This is a genomic window from Caballeronia novacaledonica (assembly GCF_900258035.1).
Classification (GTDB): Bacteria; Pseudomonadota; Gammaproteobacteria; order Burkholderiales; family Burkholderiaceae; genus Caballeronia; species Caballeronia novacaledonica.
Genome location: NZ_OGTP01000005.1, coordinates 90,214 through 108,762, shown reverse-complemented (window position 1 = coordinate 108,762; position 18,549 = coordinate 90,214). Strand labels below are relative to the sequence as shown.

14 protein-coding genes and 1 tRNA gene are annotated in these 18,549 nt (G+C 59.9%); 9 read left to right on the top strand and 6 right to left on the bottom strand.

Annotation, left to right across the window (positions count from 1 at the left end):
- Positions 1 to 2: 2 nt before the first annotated feature.
- The 5 genes from NOV72_RS10115 to NOV72_RS10090 all read left to right on the top strand — a co-directional run bounded on the left by NOV72_RS10115 (position 3) and on the right by NOV72_RS10090 (position 6,693).
- Complete coding sequence (locus tag NOV72_RS10115) at positions 3 to 1,019, top strand: ATP-binding protein (protein WP_106854459.1); 1,017 nt, start codon at positions 3 to 5, stop codon at positions 1,017 to 1,019.
- A gap of 14 nt (positions 1,020 to 1,033) precedes the next feature.
- Complete coding sequence (locus NOV72_RS10110) at positions 1,034 to 2,323, top strand: TniQ family protein (protein ID WP_245932975.1); 1,290 nt, start codon at positions 1,034 to 1,036, stop codon at positions 2,321 to 2,323.
- 1,469 nt (positions 2,324 to 3,792) lie between these two features.
- Positions 3,793 to 4,275 carry a toll/interleukin-1 receptor domain-containing protein gene (locus NOV72_RS10100; protein ID WP_245932974.1) on the top strand — a complete coding sequence of 161 codons (483 nt, stop codon included), beginning with the start codon at positions 3,793 to 3,795 and terminating at the stop codon, positions 4,273 to 4,275.
- A 212-nt stretch (positions 4,276 to 4,487) separates the two neighbouring features.
- Positions 4,488 to 5,903, top strand: coding sequence for a hypothetical protein (locus NOV72_RS10095; protein WP_146149975.1), 1,416 nt, complete (start codon positions 4,488 to 4,490; stop codon positions 5,901 to 5,903).
- A gap of 448 nt (positions 5,904 to 6,351) precedes the next feature.
- Positions 6,352 to 6,693 (top strand): hypothetical protein, encoded by a 342-nt coding sequence (locus NOV72_RS10090; RefSeq protein ID WP_106854455.1) that lies wholly within the window; start codon positions 6,352 to 6,354, stop codon positions 6,691 to 6,693.
- A 1,376-nt stretch (positions 6,694 to 8,069) separates the two neighbouring features.
- On the opposite strand, the gene NOV72_RS10080 is transcribed toward NOV72_RS10090, so the two are convergent.
- Entirely contained in the window at positions 8,070 to 8,720 is a 651-nt protein-coding gene (locus NOV72_RS10080) for a hypothetical protein (protein WP_106854453.1), read from the bottom strand.
- Between the two features lie 372 nt (positions 8,721 to 9,092).
- Here NOV72_RS10080 and NOV72_RS32235 point away from each other — a divergent pair, with 372 nt between their 5' ends.
- Together NOV72_RS32235 and NOV72_RS10075 are read left to right on the top strand one after the other, a co-directional pair.
- Complete coding sequence (locus NOV72_RS32235) at positions 9,093 to 9,587, top strand: hypothetical protein (RefSeq protein WP_181290961.1); 495 nt, start codon at positions 9,093 to 9,095, stop codon at positions 9,585 to 9,587.
- Positions 9,539 to 10,177 (top strand): hypothetical protein, encoded by a 639-nt coding sequence (locus NOV72_RS10075; protein ID WP_106854452.1) that lies wholly within the window; start codon positions 9,539 to 9,541, stop codon positions 10,175 to 10,177. Before NOV72_RS32235 ends, NOV72_RS10075 begins: the two co-directional genes overlap by 49 nt.
- A 780-nt stretch (positions 10,178 to 10,957) precedes the next feature.
- Here NOV72_RS10075 and NOV72_RS10070 read toward each other — a convergent pair.
- Positions 10,958 to 11,034: transfer RNA gene (locus NOV72_RS10070), tRNA-Ile, on the bottom strand.
- A gap of 132 nt (positions 11,035 to 11,166) precedes the next feature.
- A complete protein-coding gene (gene rpoD, locus NOV72_RS10065; RefSeq protein ID WP_106854451.1) occupies positions 11,167 to 13,224 on the bottom strand; it encodes an RNA polymerase sigma factor RpoD in 2,058 nt (685 codons plus the stop codon).
- 49 nt (positions 13,225 to 13,273) lie between these two features.
- Between rpoD and NOV72_RS31880 the strand changes: the two genes are divergently transcribed.
- Positions 13,274 to 13,573 carry a hypothetical protein gene (locus tag NOV72_RS31880; RefSeq protein ID WP_146149974.1) on the top strand — a complete coding sequence of 100 codons (300 nt, stop codon included), beginning with the start codon at positions 13,274 to 13,276 and terminating at the stop codon, positions 13,571 to 13,573.
- A 39-nt stretch (positions 13,574 to 13,612) separates the two neighbouring features.
- Here NOV72_RS31880 and dnaG read toward each other — a convergent pair whose 3' ends face one another.
- The 3 genes from dnaG to NOV72_RS10050 all read right to left on the bottom strand — a co-directional run bounded on the left by dnaG (position 13,613) and on the right by NOV72_RS10050 (position 17,444).
- Positions 13,613 to 15,493 carry a DNA primase gene (gene dnaG, locus NOV72_RS10060; RefSeq protein ID WP_106854450.1) on the bottom strand — a complete coding sequence of 627 codons (1,881 nt, stop codon included), beginning with the start codon at positions 15,491 to 15,493 and terminating at the stop codon, positions 13,613 to 13,615.
- A 20-nt stretch (positions 15,494 to 15,513) separates the two neighbouring features.
- On the bottom strand, positions 15,514 to 15,960 hold the full coding sequence (locus NOV72_RS10055) for a GatB/YqeY domain-containing protein (protein ID WP_106854449.1): 447 nt from the start codon (positions 15,958 to 15,960) through the stop codon (positions 15,514 to 15,516).
- A 257-nt stretch (positions 15,961 to 16,217) separates the two neighbouring features.
- Positions 16,218 to 17,444: a BaiN/RdsA family NAD(P)/FAD-dependent oxidoreductase gene (locus tag NOV72_RS10050; RefSeq protein WP_106854448.1), complete on the bottom strand. Its 1,227-nt coding sequence runs from the start codon at positions 17,442 to 17,444 to the stop codon at positions 16,218 to 16,220.
- 76 nt (positions 17,445 to 17,520) lie between these two features.
- Here NOV72_RS10050 and tsaD point away from each other — a divergent pair, with 76 nt between their 5' ends.
- Positions 17,521 to 18,549, top strand: a complete 1,029-nt coding sequence (tsaD, locus tag NOV72_RS10045; RefSeq protein WP_106854447.1) for a tRNA (adenosine(37)-N6)-threonylcarbamoyltransferase complex transferase subunit TsaD — start codon at positions 17,521 to 17,523, stop codon at positions 18,547 to 18,549.

The following is an 18,549-nucleotide window of genomic DNA, read 5'->3' as shown; positions in this document are numbered from 1 at the left end:
GCATGTCCCAACCCAACGAAACATTGCAACCCGAAATTGACGCGGTTGAAGCACTCTCAAGTAAGCGCATCAAGCACACTCGCGTTGCCGATGTGATGCGAGAACTCGACACGCTCATCTATGCTGGCAGCCAGGACAGCATTCTTCTCGTATGCGGGCCTACCGGCGCAGGCAAGACGACATTGTCGAGGTCCATGGTTGAATCCGCGCTCGAGCGAGGCCGTTCGCAAATGGAAGCAAACGGTGGCGTCATCCCCGCCGTCTACGTTGAGGCCCCGTCATCGGGCGAGAATGATTTCTCATGGAAGCTTTTTTATCGACGAATTCTCACGCAGCTCGGCGACGACCTCGAGGCGCCCAAGATGCTCTATGGCGTCGATGAAGCGACGGGAAGAGCCGTACGCCCACGCGGCGCTACTGGCAACAGCCTGGCTGCCCTTCGGACTGCCGTTGAACGCGGGCTGCGCGAGCGCCAGGTGCAGTTCCTCGTCATCGATGAGGCGGCGCACATCATCCGGCAGACTCGCGGCAAGCATAGGCTCGAGATTCAGCTCGATACCCTCAAGTCGTTGGCAAACCAGTGTGGCACTCAGATGGTTCTCGTCGGGTCCTACGACCTTTACGAATTGGTGTCGCTGTCCGGCCAACTTGCTCGACGCACGCACGTCCTTCATTTCGAACGCTACCGTGACGACCGGCCTGAAGATGTCAAGGCGTTCGAACGCTGCGTGCTGGCGTTCGAGAAAACGTTGCCCAACCTTTGGGGCGGTCAGCTCACTCAATACGCGAAAGGCCTGCTTGAGAACACGCTAGGGTGCGTCGGCACTCTGAGCAGCGTGCTCATCCGCGCCGCCAAACTCGCGGAAGCCGCGGGCTCGTGGTCGGTCGATTCGTTGGAACGCGCGCTCCTCACTGAGGCGCAGCGCAAGCGAATTCTCGAGGAGATTCTCGACGGAGAGAGCGCCATTGGGCCGAGCTTCACGCGTGTGATGCCCAAACTCAAGCGTGCAGCCGCATAAAAATGGACCTTCCAATGACCCAAGAATTGTTAATGACGCGCTCGGTGCTCAATCCCGTCGCACCGATCGGCGTCGGAACGCCGGAAGTCGAAAGCCTGGTGAGCTATTTCTGCCGGCTGGCTATGTCTCATTGCATCTCCACGTACAACCTGGGGCGAAGAGTTGTTGATGCCTCGAATTGGGAGTTTTCCGATAGGTACGTATGGATTAGCGCCAACCTGAGCGGAATGTCGGACGCGACCGAGAAATGGGCGCGCGCGTTATCGATATTAACGAGTGTCGGAAATTTGGAGAGGCTGACGATGCTTCCCTGGCGCCACGTCATCGCGCAATCTAGTCCGCGTCCCACGTCTTCCCGATGGTGCCCGCACTGTCTTGCTGAGGACCGTGCTGCGGGCGCAACGCCGTACTTTCGTCTGGCGTGGGACATCGGAACCGTGACCACCTGCTCGAAACACAAAATCAGGCTGGTGCATGTGTGCCCGGATTGCGGCGGTACCGACGTCCGCCATAAATCTTCGTTCGTCGTGCCAGGCTGGTGTACGTCCTGCGGCTGCTTTCTCGGCGAAAACTGCAATGCGGAGACCGGGACGCCAGCCGAAATCTGGATTGCATCGCAGGTCGGCGCAATGCTGAGTGTTCAAAACACCTTGCCTTCTATCGGTGCACGCGAAGTTTTGATTGAAGGAATTCGCGTGCTGGTGCAACGCTTGGACGATGGAAAGAGCGCAATGTTCGCTCGCCGCATTGGGCTCGGTAAAGCAACCGTCCACCACTGGCTTAAGGGCGATGGCATACCCACACTTCCCGCCCTTCTGCGTATCGTCTCGCAAACCGGATTGACGCTGCCCGACTTGCTGATTGGCAACTTGGCCAACTGGACGCCCGCATCAGCAGAAATCTATGAATTGAACGCACTATTCCCAGAGGTTGAAAAGCGAGCCCAGGGTCGACGCCACGACTGGCGTCAAATACGCGCGACATTAGCAGCATCAGCCGAATTGCCTAGCGTTACGAGCATAAAGGATGCTGCGCGAAGCCTAAATATCCACGAGCGCGATCTCTACCGGCACGCGAAAAAGGAAACTGACGCCATTACTGAGCGACGAAAACAGCAGGTGCAACGCCGCAACGAGCAAAATTTGATAGAGACGCGCGAGCTTATCGAAAGAGTTTATCCGGAAATTGTCGCAGAGGGAAAGGCAGTTAATCTTCGAGAGATACTTGCACATGCACCCGAAGAAAGCTCGATTAAAGTGCGGAACCTCTTCGACTTGCTTCGAAACATGAAGGAGCGCAGTTGAGACAACGACGCGCCAAGCCTGCAGCGCAGAGAGCGGCTCGGAGCTTTACCAGGGCGCGCGGAAGACCTCAGCCTTCAGGCCGTTGCGCTATAGCCGGCGGACTCTCTGTGCTGAAGCGTGCATGCCGCCAGCGGTGGTGTCCGACGCCTCGCCGCAAGGTCACCAAAATTGTGCTGCCTGCGCCGGCTGTGGCCCATCCGATAGAGTCGCGATCGACTTTTCGGCGCGAATCTCCCTGAATTTGGTCGCCAATACACGGGTGCGGAGGCGAAATCGTACAATTTTTGTGACCTTGCCTCGAGGAAGTTTGGGCCGCGGACAATTTTGGTGACTTTGCGCGGCAAGGCCGGCTGGGGTCGGGTCGGCATCTTGATGCCCAACCTCAAGAAGTAGCTTCGCCGATTTCGATCCGAAGCGGGTCGCCCGTGACATCTGCCCCGCGCTGCATTCCGCAGCGAGGTAACCGGAATTGTGCCTTGGCTGCGGTTATGCCGGGCGTGCGACGTTCGCGATCGCGAGCGGCTTCCATATGCTCAGCGGCGCGGTGGGTGCGCCCAAAACCAAGTCTAGTCGACATCGCGACTACCTCCCCGCTGCTCAACAAGGCAAATGTTGTCGGCGCCAAATTAAGGGCCAGATAAATCGCGAATGCCGGCGGAGACAACACACACAAGATATTGTGGTCGGCGACAGGTTTTTCCTCTTATCTTGTACATCAGACGGTTCGTATGTGGTAGAGTTTACCCGTGATTGCACAACGGGGTAAGAAGTGCGGGGTGACGCCACTGGCCAGCCGCCGAGATGTTGCTGAGTAGGCGACTGATTCTTGGGAAGTGCGCGGCAGCAAGCCGGCGATCCGCTGGAGTCAAGCTGTCGTATGTGGTTAGTAGTGTTAAGCAATCGCAGAGAAATTGAAGCCCGGACAAATCGCGCCGCGATCCGGTGAGTATGGCGTCGTGGGCCCGCGAGGTGGCAAGACCGGGGAGGAGCGGACCGCGGTGAAAGGCAAGCCGATGCCGCCTACGCCGAAGCCGGGACAGAGCTACACCATGGACCGCCCGGCTCACAATGGCGCGGGTAAGCCGAAAAAGTAAGCTCCGTCGCGCATTGGATGCTCCTCGCTGCTTTTCCAGCCGTATTGCGCGGCGCTTTGCGGTGAGACCAGAAAGCAGTCGATGGTACCTAGTACCAACGGCTGCTCATCCTCTATGAGAAAGAGCGATTACAAAGGAAAGGATTACCACATGGCTAGATGCACAGCACCCGTACAGGGCCATCGCACAGCGAGCGCGGCAGCGGCCTGCCCCGCATGTAGCAGCCGCTATAGCAGCTACCGGTCATACTCATATTCTTCGCCCTCCTCCTACTCCCCACCCTACTCCTCGTCGGGGAGCAGCGGGGGCGGTCGGAGCAGCACCGGTGGGTCCGGCAGCAGCGTACGGGCACGCTGGTCGCGTGCAGGTTCGTCCGTGGTGTACACGCCCGCCGAAGTGCGGACGCTCACCCCGGTCCGCGAGAACGTCGAGAAACGAGCATCCGTGCCGGATCTTCGGGACGTCTTTCTTTGTCCCGCGTGGGACGACAGGAAAGGGGCTGCCAAAGAGCTGCACGATCTGCTCGAGTCGCATGGTGTCTCGGTCTGGTTTAGCGAGAAGGACGTCCTCCTCGGCACGTCGTTGCTCCGCGAAATCGACAAGGGCCTGGCGAAATCGAGAGTCGGGATCGTGCTGGTTACCCCTGCGCTCCTGCGCCGCGTCCAGGGAGAGGGCATCGCCGAAAAAGAACTTTCGGCACTCCTAGCGCGTGACTTGCTCGTTCCCATCGTGCACGACACGACGTACGAGGCCCTCCGGGATGTCAGCCCGCTGCTCGGCTCGCGAAGCGGCTTGAGCACTGCAGAAGGGTCGATGGCAGACGTCGCGGCCAAGCTTGCCGAGCTGGTCACCCCCTAGCTTTATTGGTCACATCGGTCAGCATTCAGATGGGATGCTTCGGCACGTTTGTGGACGCAAGGTTTGAGCAACGAGTTCGTCCGAACGCGAGGTCCCCTGCACGGGCAGCCAGGGACTGCAAGTGTCGCGCGCGATGAGCCTGCTCTCGCCCCCTTTCCTGCATGCCCGTCGAAACGCCGTTACTGTAGTTGCCGCCCCCGTCTGGAGAACAAGTGAATCAGCATGTGCACAACATGATCGCCGAATTCTTCGCGGCGATCGAGCCGTGGAAGTCCGCGTATTCCAAAGCGAGTCTGAGCTTTATCGCAGTCAAGCGCGACGATTCGCTCGTGATTCTGGCTGCCCGCATGTTCCTTTCCGCGAGTTTCAGGGAGCCCCAGAAGGACTGGTTTGAGACCGGCGAAGTTGTGGCAGGCCAAGTTGAGCTCTCAGGCGGCGTTGTGGCTTTCGCCGAAACCATTCAGAAAATTGCCTCCCCCGATGGGTTCTATATCCCTGGCAAGCTCGTTCTTCGTTCCGACGACAACCAGAACATCTCCGTTGGACCGCCAGACCTCCTTCACCATGAGGGGCTTAGCCAAGGAAATCGCCTTGCGGTTCTGACGCTGTGCGGCGGCAGACGGGACATGCTCGCCCCGCAGCCGCAAACAGATTGGATGCTCAAAGCAGCCGCTCGGCCTTTCGACTCGCTAACTGAGCTAAGCGTCGAATACGGTCTCGGCGCCGCCCCAAACACGCAGACGATCCTCGAAGTGGTCGCACACGCCGCGGCTGAGGTCTGGGTTGGGTCGAGCGTCAAAGACGGGAATGCAGCTTTGGGGCTTTGGCTGGCGCCAGACCTCGACCGTTCGAAAGCGCGGCTGGGGTATCGAATTCTGGACAAGGGAATCGTGGTCAATCGCGGGTCGGTCGACGGCGACCAACTGCATTGGGGTGAACGGTCTGGCGATGTCGTCGGACGCGTATCGCTGGAGGCGCCGCACGGCGCAGTAATTCAGTGCATCGCTTCGTACGCCGGGCATGCTCATCACCTACGCTGGTTCGCCGATCCGCATACGTATCAAAATGCCCGAGCGGCGGTCCTTTCGAGCGTGGATCAGACTGGAACGTTGTTGCGGGGATATTTGCTCCCTGAGCTTCCGCCGAGAGGCAAAGCGGCAGACGACTTCGAGTCGGCTGTAGCTTGGGTGCTATGGGGTTTAGGATTCGCGCCCGTCAGTTTCGGGATGAGTCCCAAGACGCGCGATGTGTTCGACATTGTGGCCGTTAGCCCGCGGGGCGATTTCGTTGTCGTCGAGTGCACGCTCGGGCTTCTTCGCGCGGAGAGCAAGCTGTCGAAATTGAGCGCTCGCGAAGCGGCGCTGCGTAAGATGCTCGCTACGTCGGGCCTTCAACACGTTCGTGTTTTGCCGGTCATCGTGACGGCGATGACGAGAGACGAAATCAAGGCGGACCATCGCGCGGCGGCCGAGACCGGGGTTCTCGTCCTTTCGAGGGAAGACATCGAAGCGGTTTTCGAGGGCGAGCGCCTTCGATTCGCGAACGCGGATCAGCTCTTCGAGCAGGCGTTGCAAAGATTGGCGGAAAGCCAAGAGCCGAAAGACCCGCTTTTTCTTTCAGTGACCTGAGGCGACGGGGGGGCGAGCTAGCGATCGCAGTGCATCGCGAAGCGACTGTTGGCTACCGAGAACGGCAGTTTTCGGGAGGGGCGACGAGAGGAAACGGATCGGCTTCTGCCCGAAGCAGCCGTGTTGACGCGATGCCGCTTCGTCAACTGAGCATGACGTCGAGCCGGCGCTGTCTCGGGGTAGGTCTGCCGACCCGAGATTGTCCAATCCGTACTTCCGGTCCTGGACAGCCTCGGGGAGGTCAATCGAAGCTTTCGTGCGAATGAGTTTCCACACGAAGTTCCGGATACCCCTATCCTCACATATACAGGTGGAAATCCAAGAACCTCCAAGCTATAAATGAGTCACGATCGCTTTTCGCGATGCCTTGATAATTTCAATAGTAAGGGACGGGCGGATCCGTTAAATACCTGTTAGGTGGCAGCGTGGTTATGCGACCGGAGGTCACATGGCAGTTGAATTCGTTCAAACCTTCACTTGGGGCCCCATCGTCAACGCGAGCGATCTCCAGACGCATTACTTTCGAATCCCCTTTCCGGGCCTCCCCCACATCGTGGCGTCCGCATATCTCGCCGAAGTCAGTATCGGTCAAAAAGACGGCAGAGTCGGGACCGCGGTTGCCACGTTCAAACGTTTTGAATTCCTTGACGGCAACGGGTTTATGCAGGAGACGGAGCTAGAGGCGGTTTCCAGCTTCCTGGAAGTTGATCGCTGCGTGTCGGTCACCATCGCGCTGGATCTAGACGTTGCGACTGGAATGGGCGGGTGGTCCTTCTACTTCCTGAGCTGACGGAGCCAACGATGATCAAAATGTCCCGGAGTCCGAGTGGCGCGGCTTTCTCCGCAGTCGTTATCGTCGCGTTCGATCCCGCAAACGGCGACGTCCATGCAACGTACGTGCACGGTTACGAAGGAGAATTGGATGAGAGAGGGCTTGAGCGCAGTCGGGGACAGGTGTTAAAAGATGTGCGAGGACGGCTCGCTAGTTGTGCGGCAATTGAGCTTATCCAGGTCCCTCTCGCAGAGATGGAGGACGGGTGGGTCGAACGCATTGATCCGATTACCCGCGAGGTCGTAGTGCGAAGGGGATGCGACGTCCCGAACGGCGTAACTCGTCCTTGAGGTTGCGTACGGGTACCGAGAAAGGCAGGATCGTCTATCGAGGGGTTAATCCGACGACTGACGGCGGCGCGTTTAACGCTCGGTTCGAGGGTTGTACACACTACGACAAGGTGGGCGCTGCTTTCGATGGTCCGCAACCAGGTGATGGGTGTCCTGGATTCGTGCTTGTCCATTCGAGCGAGTTCTGCGATCTCGTCAATCGCTGACGCGCCTAGCAGAGCCTTCGCTGCCGCTGACCACGCGTGATGGCGTGGCTATTCCTGTTGAATTGCGACGCTCGCACCGGTTTTGTTCCGCGCCGTGATGAAGCGGCACCGCCAACCTGCGCTGAAACCACGAGATTCGCCTCGTATCCGAAAACTCCGCGCAGCTAACCACGGATTTCGGCGCACCCGTGTCTTCAGCTGGAAGGATCGCTGTCGCATCTGGTGCCTGGCTGCTGCATCCATCCCAGCCAGGACGGTTCGCTCCGACGGTCAAACATCTCACGGTCGGGGGCGGCGAGTTCTTAAGCAAAGAAGCAACGGTCTGCGATGGCCGGAATGGATCGCTGGCGTATAAACACAGTGCGCCAGCGAGAAAATCGAAGCTTTCATGCGAATCAGTTTCCGCGCGGAATTCCGAACGCCCTTGATCGCGAAATGCAGCATTTCAACGCGGCGCTTGTACTGAGCCGTGCGGCGGTGGAAACTTTAGTCGGGCGCTTGGATAGCGCCCGCCCTCTTGTTTGCCCGCCAGAGATGGCGGGCTTTCTTTTTTGGCGGCGTCGATGGCCGGCACCGCCCAACACGTCGGAGATTAGGACTTCAGCATTCGCAAGAAAGCTCGGCGGAAACGGTTGCAAAGGCTGAGCGGCTCTCCGACCAGGCGTCGCAAAATTGGCGCAAGTCGCCAACCGAAGAAACAGTTCTGCCGTCGGCGGTCTGTGAAGACGGCCTGACGGCCGACCGGATCGCTGGCGTAGAAGCAAAAAAGCGAGCGCAACATGTGCTGTGCTCGCTTGGTTACCTGAGCAAACCGCCCGGCTCAGAGCTCGTCAGGTCGTCAATCTTCGAACAGCTTGAGCGTTTCTATTCCGAGTTTCGGTTCCATGTCTTCGGTCCAGCACCATCCATACGTGACGATTCCGGCTTCGTCAGCCATCGCGAACGTCGACCAGATATGGGAATACCAGCCGGAAAAATTCGAATCATCCAATGCATGGGCCGCCGACTGCCATTTTCTAAAATCCGCTGCGAGCCTCTGGCAGACGACCGGACCAAACGTCATCCCGCGAAGACCGTAGCGGAGCAGCTCCCAGAACGGTCCCCGCCCTCCGGTTTCGGGATACTTCTCGCTATCTTCGACGAGTCCTGAAAGCTGATTGGACCATTCGACCTCGTTATTTGGACGTTCTTTCAACTTCTTCCCGTTCGTCACAAGGCTAACCAGCTTCTCGCACCAATCGTAATATTCCTGCAGCGAATCGAGGCCGTGCAAAAATCCACTGCTTCCATTGGGCCGTCGTACCGCTCGATAAAGAGCTCCGATTTCAAGCCCTGCGGCTAGCTGCGGATAATCGGGAGGTGCAACCACAACCATTTCCTCGTCAACCCACAGTGGTTCCCCCGTTTCCGGGTCCACCATGTCCTTTGAATATGGCCCCTCAATTTTTTCTATTGCCGGCGAAATGAGGAAATATCCTTCCATGTACATTGTTGCACTCCGAATAGTTTGAATTATCGACACTAGCGTCGAAATCGCGCACGAAAGCACGGACAAGTGCACGGCGCGACAGATCAAATGGATTCAGCTCACAACAACTACCTCTCTCTTTGGTTGAAAGTGTGTTCGAGAAAATTATTATCGAGCACGGCCAATCACGTAGTCCCCGTCCGAGAGGGAACTGGTTTTTATGGCCTTGCTCAATCAGATAAGCGCATTCTAAAGTGCGAATGGATTATGGGAAAGAGCCTTAAACTCAAATGCTCACGCCGCCGATCAGTGGAAAACAAAAACGGATAGTGAATAGGCACGCATTTTGGAATTAGAGGGATCATTCTAAAACAGAGATCGGCGGCCCTTCCGATGCTGCTGAGTGCTCACATGTGCCTCGATGAGCGCCATCGACAGGTCCGTCATGCTCGTCCGTACATGGCGACGGCGGCGATTTTGAGAGGTTTTTTGGGCGGTTTTCGCCGTGCACTTGGGGCTGTGGGCAATTCCACGAGAAATAGTCGTGCGGGCCAAAACGTCCGTGGCCCGGTTGGGAGGCGCGAAAAGGTCCGCCTTCCGAACGAAATCCAGGCGCACAAGACCCAGAATCCAAAAAACTACGCTAATTTAGTAGGTATATTTCACGATTATCAAAATTCTCGCAACCTATTGAAAAATATAGAGAAATTTATGATATATTCTACTATCGATTGGCCGTTGCATCAGGCTAATTCAACCGAGATCTGTTCCGACGCCTCGGAAATCAACCCGATGCGTCAAACTCTCCAACTAATTAACAAGCATTTTTTGAATACGGTATGGCAAACGAATTTTTTCTTGGATACTACGTTGCCTATTGCGGTCTGAAGAAGCGTGCGGACGCCGGGGCGCCGGTTACAGCATTGTTCGACCCGCAATCAGGCAAGCGACGCGAAGGGCTCATTCGTTTTGACGGACTGCCTGAGTATTCGCAACTCAGCGCAGGACTTGAAGTCGGTGCTATCTACTCGTGGGAAGAATCATATGATTTCGACGTAACTTGCGCGGAAAACGGATATTTGTCGTTTCTCGTTAAACTGGCTGAGATGGTCGGTCACGACCAGGAGATGACGACACCGAACACGCCGCCGCCGTTCTTCGAATTGCTCCGATATGGATTGCGGGGGGTCCTTTCGGGCCTCAAGTCGCCAGAAAGTTGCAAAAGGATTTCGATGACTGGGATGAGCGTGCGCGTTGCTATGCCGACGATGCGTTCTATAACCAATACCGTTATGCTGAGACATTTATCGCAATGGCCACTCAAGGCGCTCTCTGTTTCGGTGGAGAAGCGGAATTCTTTCCATACGAGTTCCGCAATTCTTGGAAAGGAACCGGTCCGAATCAATTGGGAGACGACGACCTCAAAGAAACCGGTCCGAATCAATGGGGCGACGACGACATCTGAAAACGGCTGGTAACGGGGCTGGCGCTGACTGTCATGGATGGGCGTAGGCGCTTGAGGTTACGGTCGCCGAGACTCCAGCCTAGTTGAACGAGCCTTTCGCCGACCGCGGGGTGACTCTGTGTGAGAAGACGACATCATGACAGTGCTACGGAACAGAAGCTCGCAGGCTGGTTCAGCATGCGGTATTGGCAAGGTTTAGGTGGGGGCAGTCGAAATTCACGGCGAGGCTGCGTTACAACGGCTACAGGAGGTTGGCGAGGCTGGTGCGGGAGGTCTCGTGACGCGCGGAGGCTGGAGGGCGTGTAGAGCCGCTTAGAAGAGGAAGGCGGGATTGTGAAGCAGGACGGCGAAGGGCTTTCGCCGCCAGTGGTCGGTTTGCGGCATGTGGAGTTGCTGAGAGCAAGGTCACCGAAAATGTCCTGCCGGCGATGGCTACGGCCGACGAGAGAGCCGCGTTTGGGTTTTCGGCCTGCAAGGATCGCTGGATTCGGGCACCAACGCACGGGCGTCCTGCCCGGACCGTACAATTTTGGTGACCTTGCCTCGTGCGGGCGTGCGCCGCGGACAATTTTGGTGACTTTGCGTGGCAGGGCCGCTTAGCCACGGCGTGGACGACGTGCGGGTCATCGTGCCCGCGAGGGTCGGGGCAGTCTTGGCGAGTTTGCCTCCACACGGGCGGTGGGCGTCAGCCGATAAACCATAAAATGGCCCATCGGACAATAAAGCATAACCTGTCCAGGTGGCCATTTTATGCTTAACGGCACATAGACCATTGATTCTACGCAGTATTTACTGGTGGGCCGGGTGGGATTCGAACCCACTATCGGTCGATTATGAGTCGACAGCTTATACCAATTAAGCTTCCGGCCCTTAGCACGCAAAACCGCAAAAGCACAAAAAGAAAGCGCCGCTAACGGCGCTTTCTGTTACTTCCGAACATTGCGCAAGACAACTACGAAGGTTTGCGAGTTTGCCTCACAACGCCTCTCAAAACAAGTCCCGTCAATTGCCCTCGAGGAACGACTTCAACTTGTCCGACCGGCTCGGGTGCCGCAACTTGCGCAGCGCCTTCGCCTCGATCTGGCGAATCCGCTCGCGCGTCACGTCGAACTGCTTGCCGACTTCTTCGAGCGTGTGATCCGTGCTCATCTCGATGCCGAAACGCATCCGCAGCACCTTCGCCTCGCGCGGCGTCAGCGAATCGAGCACGTCCTTCACGACATCGCGCATCGAAGCATGCAGCGCGGCATCCGACGGCGCCACCGTGTTCGTATCCTCGATGAAATCGCCGAGATGCGAATCGTCGTCGTCGCCGATAGGCGTCTCCATGGAGATCGGCTCCTTCGCGATCTTCATGATCTTGCGGATCTTGTCTTCCGGCATCTCCATTTTCTCGGCAAGCGTCGCCGGATCCGGTTCGAGGCCGGTTTCCTGCAGAATCTGCCGCGAGATGCGGTTCATCTTGTTGATCGTCTCGATCATGTGAACCGGAATCCGGATCGTGCGCGCCTGGTCCGCGATCGAGCGCGTGATGGCCTGACGAATCCACCACGTCGCATACGTCGAAAACTTGTAGCCACGACGATATTCGAACTTGTCCACAGCCTTCATCAAGCCGATGTTGCCTTCCTGAATCAAGTCGAGGAACTGCAGGCCGCGGTTCGTATACTTCTTCGCGATGGAAATCACGAGACGCAGGTTCGCCTCGGTCATTTCGCGCTTCGCCTGACGCGCCTTCAGCTCGCCCGCCGCCATCTGGCGATTGGTTTCCTTCAAGTCCTTCAGCGGCAACACGACGCGCGCCTGAAGGTCCAGCAGACGCTGCTGCTGCTCGCGGATCGCCGGAATATTGCGCTCCAGCACCGCGCTGTACTCGTGACCTTCCGCGACAACCTTATCGGACCATTCGAGATCCGTTTCGTTGCCGGGGAAGCGCGTGATGAACTCGGCGCGCGGCATGCCGCACTTGTCGACGACCGTATGCAGAATCTGCCGCTCGACCTGGCGCACCTCATCGACTTGCGCGCGCAAGGTGTCGCACAAGCGCTCGACGGTGCGCGCCGTGAAGCGGATGTTCATCAGTTCCGTCTGGATGGCTTCCTGCGCCTTCAGATAAGCCTTCGACTTGTAGCCTTCCTTCTCGTAGGCCCGGCGCATCTTGTCGAACCATTCGCTGATGAGCGCGAACTTCTCGAGCGACTGCGCCTTCAGGGCTTCGAGTTGCGCGGCGTTGGCGCTGGCCTGGGCGCTGCCGTCGTCCTCTTCTTCCTCTTCCTCGTCGCCCTCTTCCTCGGTTTCCTCGTCCTCGGATTCGATCGCCTCCGCTTCCTGCTCGGAGAAACCGTCGGTGTCCTGCGCATTCGGATCGATCAGGCCGTCGACGAGTTCATCGACGCGCACTTCTTCGTTCTGCACGCGCTCGGCCATCGCGAGGATGTCGGCGATGGTCGTCGGGCACGCGGAGATCGCCATGACCATATGCTTCAGGCCGTCCTCGATGCGCTTCGCGATCTCGATTTCACCTTCGCGCGTCAGCAGCTCGACCGTGCCCATCTCGCGCATGTACATGCGGACCGGGTCGGTGGTGCGGCCGAATTCGGAATCGACGGTGGAAAGCGCGACTTCGGCTTCCTCCTCGACTTCGTCGTCGGACGAGGCGTTCGGCGCGTTGTCGTTCAGAAGCAGGGTCTCGGCATCCGGCGCTTGCTCGTACACCGCCACGCCCATGTCATTGAACGTGCTGATGATGCCTTCGATCGCCTCGGTCTCCGTGAAATTGTCCGGGAGGTGATCGTTGATCTCACCGTAGGTCAGGAATCCGCGCTCCTTGCCGAGCTTGATGAGCGCGCGCAGCTTCGAGCGCCGCTCCTCGAGCTCCTCTACGGTGCCGGGCGCGCTCGACGAGAACGCGTCCTTCAGCAGCGCTTTTTCTTTCGCGCGGCGGTCGCGAGCCTTGGCCTTTTCGACCTTCGCCGCAGGCGCGGCGCCAGACTCTGCGTTTTGCACTGCGTCGTCTTCGACGGATACATCGTTCAGCTTTTTCGTCATGGAGTTCGCCATACCGGCTCTAGTCTCGACTCGCGGCTGCTGGACGACAGCCGATGGAACCGTGAATACCCAATACGCGCACGCTGCTTCGTCCTGCGTGCCCTGCCCGGGGCGCCATCGCGGTTCGAACGAGTGTGAATCGTCTCCTCGCCCTACCCTCAATAGCAGCCGCTTCCCTTATGCCCGTCTGTTCGTCGGCGTGCTTATCGGCCTCTTTTGTAAGATTTATGCGGCGCGCACCACAAACGATCGTGCCGCATTCCAGCGTACCGACTTTGCCAGCGACTTCCTGCTTCTTCGTGCTTCCTTCCGTACGTCTGCTCAAGCCTTTTCAGACCGACAAAAACGCCTGAACAGTTGACAAAAAACAAGTCATTTTGAACTTTTTATTATAGCATTCTCACTTTCCGGCATCCGGGCTTGCGGTCCGCCCCGCCTTGATCTGCGCGACTCTCGCCGAGAGATCAGAGAACTCCGCCACCTCTTCCGCCGACAAGCTGCTTTGCCGCGCCAGTTGATCGAGCCGCGCCCGATAGCTGTCGTGCCGCAACTTCAATACCGTCGCCTGCAATTCTTCCGCGAGCAGGCGCTTCTGTTCCTCGACTCGCTGCGCCGCGCCCTCGTCGGACGGGTCGCGCATCAACAAATCGCGAACGTTTTCATCATAGGCGAGAATTTCCTGGAAGATATCGTCGTACGTGGGCGCGTTTGCTGCATTTCTCAAGATCTCGGACAGCAACTGGAATTCCGCCGCATCGCCCAGTTCGCGCGCGTGCGAGACCACCTCGCTGAACAATTCGCCATGCTCGGTCATCGTCACGAGGGTGCGCTCGCTGTCCTGATCGAGCGACGCCGCGATGCCCGGATACATCACCAGATTGCGCAGCGCGCGCTGTTCCTGCCCGGTCACGCGCCGGCGTTCGCTCTTCGGCACGTTCGCGCGCGCGACGGCCGCCGCGCGTGAATCGATGTCGCACAGCGCGGCGATTTCCGTGAACGGCGTGTCGAGCCGGTCCGCGAGCATATGCAGGATCTGCACCCGCAACGCATTCGCGGGCAGCGCCTGAAGCAACGGCTTGGCGTCGAAGAGCGCCTTCGCGCGGCCTTCGGGCTGCTCCAGTTCCTTGTCGTTCAGCACCTCGTTCAGCAGAAATTGCGACAGCGGCATCGCGCGATCGACCTGCTCGCCGAATCCGTCCGTGCCGAATTCGCGCACGTAGCTGTCCGGATCGTGCTCCTTCGGCAGAAAGAGAAACTTGACGGTGCGGTTGTCCGCCGCGTGCGGCAACGCCGCCTCCAGCGCCCGGCGCGCCGCGCGGCGGCCGGCCGAATCGCCGTCGAAGCTGAACACCACGGTGTCTGTCTGACGAAAGAGCTTCTGCACGTGGATCGGCGTGCAGGCCGTGCCGAGCGTCGCCACGGCGTTCGCAAAGCCGAGCTGCGCGAGCGCGACGACATCCATATACCCTTCGACGACGAGCACGTAGCCCAGTTCACGAATCGCCAGACGCGCTTCGAACAATCCGTAAAGCTCGCTGCCTTTGCTGAAGAGCGGCGTCTCCGGCGAGTTCAGATACTTGGGCTCGCCGCCGTCGAGCACGCGCCCGCCGAAGCCGATCACATTGCCCTTCACATTGCGGATCGGGAACATCACGCGCTCGCGAAAGCGGTCGTAGCGCCGCGCCTGTCCCTGCGAATCAGTTTTCTCGCTGACGATCACGAGGCCCGATTCGACGAGGTTGTCGTTCCGGTAATCCGGAAACGCCGATTCCAGGTTCTGCCAGCCGTCCGGCGCGTAGCCGAGCCCGAAGCGCGCGGCGATTTCGCCGGTCAGGCCGCGCTTCTTCAGATAGGCGATGGCATCGGGCGCGCCGCGCAGTTGCTTGCGATAGAAGTCGCACGCGGTCTGCATGACTTCCGTCAGCGCGACGCTGACCGCCTTGCTCGGCGCACTCTCGCCGCCGCTGCCGCCACGAAAGCCATTCGATGGCTCCTGCGGCACCGTGAGCCCCGCGCCTTGCGCGAGATCCTTGACAGCTTCGGGAAAGGTGAGGCCGGTGTGCTCCATCAGAAAGCCGATCGCGGTGCCGTGCGCGCCGCAACCGAAGCAGTGATAGAACTGTTTGGTCGGACTGACCGTGAACGACGGGCTCTTTTCGTTGTGAAACGGGCAGAGGCCCATGAAGTTCGCGCCGCCCTTTTTCAACTGGACGTAGCGGCCCACCACGTCGACGATATCGACGCGGTTGAGCAAATCCTGCAGGAAAGCGTGCGGAATCACCGAATCGAAAGCGGTGGAAGTTACTTGGCGAGTGCGGCTTTCACCTGCGCGGAGACGGCGGTCATGTCGGCCTTGCCCGCGAGCTTGGGCTTCAGCACGCCCATGACCTTGCCCATGTCCTGCGGCCCGGCGGCGCCTGTCGCGGCGACGGCGGCCTGCACTTCGGCGGCGATCGCATCGGCGGAAAGCTGCTCGGGCATGTACGCCGACAACACCGCCATCTCGGCCTTTTCCTTGTCGGCGAGATCGGTGCGGTTGGCGGCTTCGAACTGGCTGATCGAATCCTTGCGCTGCTTCATCATCTTGTCGATGACGGCGGTGATGCCCGCGTCGTCGAGCGTGACGCGATCGTCGACTTCACGCTGCTTGATTGCCGCGAGCAGCAGCCGAATCGTGCCGAGGCGCTCGGTTTCCTTCGCGCGCATGGCAGTCTTCATGTCGTCGTTGATCTGGTCTTTGAGGCTCATCGTTCACCCGGTGCAATTGCGAAAATGTGGATTCCGGCTGGCGCCCGGTTATGCCGCGAAAGCAAAAACCCGCTTGGGAACGCCTCCTCAAGCGGGACTTTTCGCGAGCCGTGCCGATGCGGCAAAGCGATGCGGCGACCCTTGCCGCGCTGACCGTTCCAGCGCCTGCCAGAGCGGAGAGAATCCTCCGATGACCATTCGAGTATAGCAAACGGGTTTGCGTTTCGAGACTCGCCAAAACCCCCGGCCGGACGCGCTCAGGCGGCCGTCGCGGCGCCTCGCGCGAACTCGGCGGCGGCCTTGCCCGCCGCGACGCCCGAGGCCCACGCCCACTGGAAGTTGTAGCCGCCGAGCCAGCCCGTGACATCGACGGCCTCGCCGATGAAATAGAGCCCCGCGACGCGTTCGCTCATCATCGTCGCGGACGAAAGCTCGCGCGTGTCGACGCCGCCGCGCGTGACCTCGGCCTTGCGATAGCCTTCGGTGCCGCTCGGCGTGAGCGTCCAGCTCGACAACGACGCGCCGACCGCCTTCAGCGTGCGATCGGGCAAATCGGCTAGGCGCGCATCGACGGACACGTGCTGCGCTTCGAGCCACGCGTGCGCGAGACGCGCCGGCACGTGCTCCGCCAGAAAATTGCCGATCTGCTTCTTCGAGCCCGCTTTGGCTTCGAGCAGCATTTCGGTGGCGTCGGCGTCGGGAAGGAGATCGACGTGAATCGGCTCCGACGTGTTCCAGTAGCTCGAAATCTGCAGCACGCCCGGCCCCGACACGCCGCGATGCGTCAGCAGCAGGTCTTCGTCGAACTCGCCGCGCGTCTTGCCTTTGCCCGCGCCGATACGCACCGGCAGCGACAGTCCCGAGAGCGCGGCGAACGGCGCCCAGTCGGCCGACGTGAACGTGAGCGGCACGAGCGCCGGACGCGTATCGACGAGCGTGTGGCCGAACTGCTTCGCGACGCGATAGCCGAAGTCCGTCGCGCCGATCTTGGGAATCGACAGGCCGCCCGTCGCGATCACGAGCGCCGCCGTGCCGATCTCGCCCGCGGTCGTATCGAGCGTGAAGCGCGCGCCGTCGTGCCGGATCTCACGCACGGCGACCGGACGCCGCCACGCGACGCCGCCGGCGTCGCACTCGCTTTTCAGCACGTCGATGATGGTTTCGCTGGAGTCGTCGCAAAAAAGCTGGCCCTTGTGCTTCTCGTGCCACTTGACGCGATATTGCTTGAGAAGCGCGAGAAAATCGCGCGGCGTATAGCGCGCGAGCGCGGACCGGCAGAAATGCGGATTCGCCGACAGAAAATTGGCCGGCTGCGCGTTGATGTTGGTGAAGTTGCAGCGTCCGCCGCCGGAGATGCGGATTTTCTCGGCCAGCCGCTCGGCGTGGTCGATGAGCACGACGCGGCGCCCGGCTTGAGCGGCCACGGCCGCGCCCATCATGCCGGCCGCGCCCGCGCCGATGACGGCGATATCGAAGGATTCCATGGCGCGTATTTTACCTTCGGCGCGTTCATTGACGCCCGCTGCTATACTTTTCTGTTACCTCTGACGCGTTGAATCCATGCTCGTTCTCGGCATCGAAAGTTCCTGCGACGAAACCGGCCTCGCCCTCTACGACACCGAGCGCGGCCTGCTTTCGCACGCCCTTCATTCGCAGATCGCGATGCATCGCGATTACGGCGGCGTCGTGCCGGAACTGGCTTCGCGCGATCACATCCGGCGCGCGCTGCCGTTGCTGGAAGAGGTGCTCGAACAATCCGGCGCGAAGCGCGCCGACATCGACGCCATCGCGTTCACGCAGGGGCCGGGACTCGCGGGCGCGCTGCTCGTCGGCGCGAGCATCGCGAATTCGCTGGCGATGGCGTGGGACAAGCCGACTGTCGGCATTCATCACCTGGAAGGGCATCTGCTGTCGCCGCTGCTCGTCGATGCGCCTCCGCCGTTTCCGTTCGTCGCGCTGCTCGTGTCGGGCGGACACACGCAATTGATGCGCGTGACCGATGTCGGCGTCTACGAGACACTCGGCGAAACCCTCGACGACGCCGCCGGCGAAGCCTTCGACAAGACCGCGAAACTGCTCGGCCTGGGCTATCCGGGCGGGCCGGAAGTGTCGCGGCTCGCGGAATTCGGCACGCCGGGCGCAGTCGCGCTGCCGCGTCCGATGCTGCATTCCGGCGATCTCGATTTCAGCTTCAGCGGCCTGAAAACGGCCGTGCTCACGCATAGCCGCAAGCTCGGCAACAACGTCTGCGAGCAGGCGAAGGCCGATCTCGCGCGCGGCTTCGTCGATGCGGCGGTGGACGTGCTCGTCGCCAAATCGCTCGCCGCGCTGAAGAAGACAGGCCTGAAACGGCTCGTCGTGGCGGGCGGCGTCGGCGCGAACCGGCAGTTGCGCGAAGCGCTGTCGGCGGCGGCGAAAAAGCGCCGCTTCGACGTGCATTACCCCGATCTCTCGCTTTGCACCGACAACGGCGCGATGATCGCGCTCGCCGGCGCGCTGCGGCTGTCGCGCTGGCCCGAGCAGGCCGTGCGCGACTACGCGTTCACCGTGAAGCCGCGCTGGGATCTCACGTCGCTCGCGCGCGCCTGA

Coding starts and splice junctions, on each gene's coding strand:
- NOV72_RS10115 (WP_106854459.1), top strand. CDS start 3: ATGTCCCAACCCAACGAAACATTGCAACCCGAAATTGACGCGGTTGAA.
- NOV72_RS10110 (WP_245932975.1), top strand. CDS start 1,034: ATGACCCAAGAATTGTTAATGACGCGCTCGGTGCTCAATCCCGTCGCA.
- NOV72_RS10090 (WP_106854455.1), top strand. CDS start 6,352: ATGGCAGTTGAATTCGTTCAAACCTTCACTTGGGGCCCCATCGTCAAC.
- NOV72_RS10080 (WP_106854453.1), bottom strand. CDS start 8,720: ATGTACATGGAAGGATATTTCCTCATTTCGCCGGCAATAGAAAAAATT.
- NOV72_RS32235 (WP_181290961.1), top strand. CDS start 9,093: ATGCTGCTGAGTGCTCACATGTGCCTCGATGAGCGCCATCGACAGGTC.
- NOV72_RS10075 (WP_106854452.1), top strand. CDS start 9,539: ATGGCAAACGAATTTTTTCTTGGATACTACGTTGCCTATTGCGGTCTG.
- rpoD (WP_106854451.1), bottom strand. CDS start 13,224: ATGGCGAACTCCATGACGAAAAAGCTGAACGATGTATCCGTCGAAGAC.
- NOV72_RS10055 (WP_106854449.1), bottom strand. CDS start 15,960: ATGAGCCTCAAAGACCAGATCAACGACGACATGAAGACTGCCATGCGC.
- NOV72_RS10050 (WP_106854448.1), bottom strand. CDS start 17,444: ATGGAATCCTTCGATATCGCCGTCATCGGCGCGGGCGCGGCCGGCATG.
- tsaD (WP_106854447.1), top strand. CDS start 17,521: ATGCTCGTTCTCGGCATCGAAAGTTCCTGCGACGAAACCGGCCTCGCC.